At 58.6% G+C, this 2,609-nt stretch carries 2 protein-coding genes; one reads left to right on the top strand and one right to left on the bottom strand.

Annotated elements, in window-relative coordinates:
* Nucleotides 1–564: 564 nt before the first annotated feature.
* Entirely contained in the window at nt 565–1,851 is a 1,287-nt protein-coding gene (locus QZ302_RS09760) for an MATE family efflux transporter (RefSeq protein WP_294594885.1), read from the bottom strand.
* 155 nt (nt 1,852–2,006) lie between these two features.
* On the opposite strand from QZ302_RS09760, the gene QZ302_RS09755 reads away from it, so the two are divergent.
* Nucleotides 2,007–2,153, top strand: a complete 147-nt coding sequence (locus tag QZ302_RS09755; protein ID WP_294594883.1) for a hypothetical protein — start codon at nt 2,007–2,009, stop codon at nt 2,151–2,153.
* The last annotated feature ends 456 nt before the right edge of the window (nt 2,154–2,609 follow it).

Below are 2,609 nucleotides of genomic sequence, written 5' to 3'. Positions count from 1 at the left end.
CTGAACTGTTGGCCGGGCTCTTGCGGTTCACAGAACCGCGCAGTTCGCCGCCACCCCACGCGGCGGACTGCAACTCGACGGAGCTCGTTGCACTCTCCGCTGGCGGCAAATTGCTATAGAGCTGAAAGCGAATAGTGCGCCGAGGACGAACTAGACTATGCTTTTGCGACTCGTAGAGTCGCGCGGGCCGAAGCCTTCCGCAGCGGAGGCCCGCAACTGACGTTGCCGTGGGCCCCGCAGGCTTCGACCGCTTAAATCGAATGCGAGTAGCGCGGTTCATAAAACCGCCGGGCTTGCGCGCTGGGCCTTCGGCCCACCCCAGGAGCGCGCAGCCCGAACCCGACAGAATTGGGGCGGTGGACGAGGTACTGCTCTTGCGCCCCAACGAGTCGCGCAGGCTTCAACCCGCTAAGGCAATTGCATTTTTCTCGTATGCTCGATTGCGTCCCCGCCGGCGGCGAACTTTGGTTGCATTATAGCCGAAGACGCAGAGGCCTGCAGTCAATTAAATCTAACTCCGATCAAGCAGTAACGAACTGTCCCCAAAAGAAGACTAAAGAACAGTCAATCAGCCGCCACTAACTGCCGGTAGCGGCGGCAAAAAAGCCGGTAGTACAAACACCCCAGCACCGCTAGACCAACCGTAAAAGCCACCCACATGCCCGCAGCGCCCATCTCCCACACAAAGCTGCACAAATACCCGACCGGAGCCGAAATACAGACATAAGTAAAGATCGCGTAATACATCGGCCGTTTCACCTCCGTCAGCCCGCGCAACGCACCCAGCACCACCCCCTGGAAACCGTCGATCACCATAAAGACGCACCCGAAGCGGAGCAAATGGGCCGCAACCTCGATCACCGCCGTCTCGGCAGTGAACCAGCCGGCGATCTGCCGTCCGAACAAGAAGACCAGCAGCGACGCACATACCGTAAAGATCGTAATCAGATGCAGCGAAGCGTTCATCGCCCGTCGCATCAAAGGATAGAGCCTCAAGCCGTAATCCTGGCTCACCCGAATCGTCGTAGCGGCCGACAGCCCCGTGACAACCATAAAGCTCAGCGACGGCAGATTGACCGCAATCTGGTGGGCAGCCTGCGGCACCGCCCCGAACAGACCGATCACCACAGCCATCAGACTCAAAGCGGTCATTTCAATAAAAAGTTGCAGTGCGATCGGCACACCCACGTTCAACAACCGACGCAGCCGGAACGACGTGATCCGCACGCGCCGGAAAAGTCTTATATAGTCGCGATAATCGGCACGGCCGAACATCAGCCAGGCAAACAAAATCACCATCACGACCCGGGCAATGAAGGTCGAAGCTCCGGCTCCGACAGCTCCCATCTCAGGAAAAATCCACCAGCCATAGATCAACGCTCCGTTCAGCGCAATATTCAGGACGTTTCCGACAATCGCAATCACCATCGTGTGCGACGTATTCCCGATTCCTTCGAGAAACTGTTTACAGCTGGCGAACAGCACCATAGGCAGAGCTGAAGCCAGCTGATACCACATGTATCCGCGAGCGATGGGCACGATAGCCGGGTCTTGCCCCATCCGTCCCATCAGAGGCAGGATCAGCCCGAGCAAAAGCATCAACAAGAGACCGGTTGCCATCCCCAGCAGCACGGAATTTTTGAACAACGCCGCACTGCGCATCCGGTCGCCGCGCGCATAGCTTTTCCCCACCAGAGGGGTGAGTCCCATCGCAATACCGGTTCCTAAAAACAGAACGGGCCACGAAAGGGCATAGGCAAACGAAATACCGGCCAATGGCACTGCCTCGCCCAGATGCCCGACCATTACGGTGTCGGCGATCTGGACGGAATACTGTCCTACCTGAGACACAATTACAGGAACCGACAACCGCAAATTTGAGCGATAATAACTTCCGTAACCTTTAAACATCATTCTTTTTCTGTTTTTGTTCTATTTCGCTTCTACGCGACATACGGCATAACTGCCCCGCCCCGGGCTACCGCAGTTCGGGCTCGGGCGCACCAGTGAGCGTCGGCCACTACGGGTTCAGCTGGTCTTCCGCCACGAGCGGCATCTACGGTCTGGACTTGAATTTCTATTCGCAAAGTCTCTCCACCAGCTACTCGGACAGCCGCGCCCACGGTTTTCAGTTGCGTTGCCTCTCGGAATAAACGCCGCGGGACCGCGGGGGCAAGGGGCCGGAGCTACCCTAATTAGGTGCCTCTACACTATCTAGCTTGACGTTGGCGGGCCGGGCCCCGGGAGGTATGTCATGGGGTAGAGGCGGCCAGTAAAAGACGCTGTGCGTCCCGCCGCGGCGGAAGGCTTCGGCCCGCGCGACCTGTTGGGTCGCAAGAGTTCAGCCCAACTCACCACCCAAATTTCTTGGATTCGGCCTGTCGCCCACTCCACCGAGCGGCTTCGCCGCTGGGCGCAAGGCCGGCGGTTCGAAGAACTGCAAAAGCAACTCACCATTCAACCGCCCCAATTCTGCGAGGTTCGTCCTCGGCACGCTCCTCCCGCGCCGCTAATGCGTCGCTCTCGCCGAGTAGCCTATAGCAATTCGCCGCCAGCGGTGAATGCAACGAGCTCCGTCGAGTTGCAGTCCGCCGCGTGGAGTGGCGGCG

Source organism: uncultured Rikenella sp. (assembly GCF_910579375.1).
Classification (GTDB): Bacteria; Bacteroidota; Bacteroidia; order Bacteroidales; family Rikenellaceae; genus Rikenella.
The sequence above is the reverse complement of the archived record's forward strand: the minus strand, read 5'-3'. Positions and strand labels throughout refer to the sequence as shown.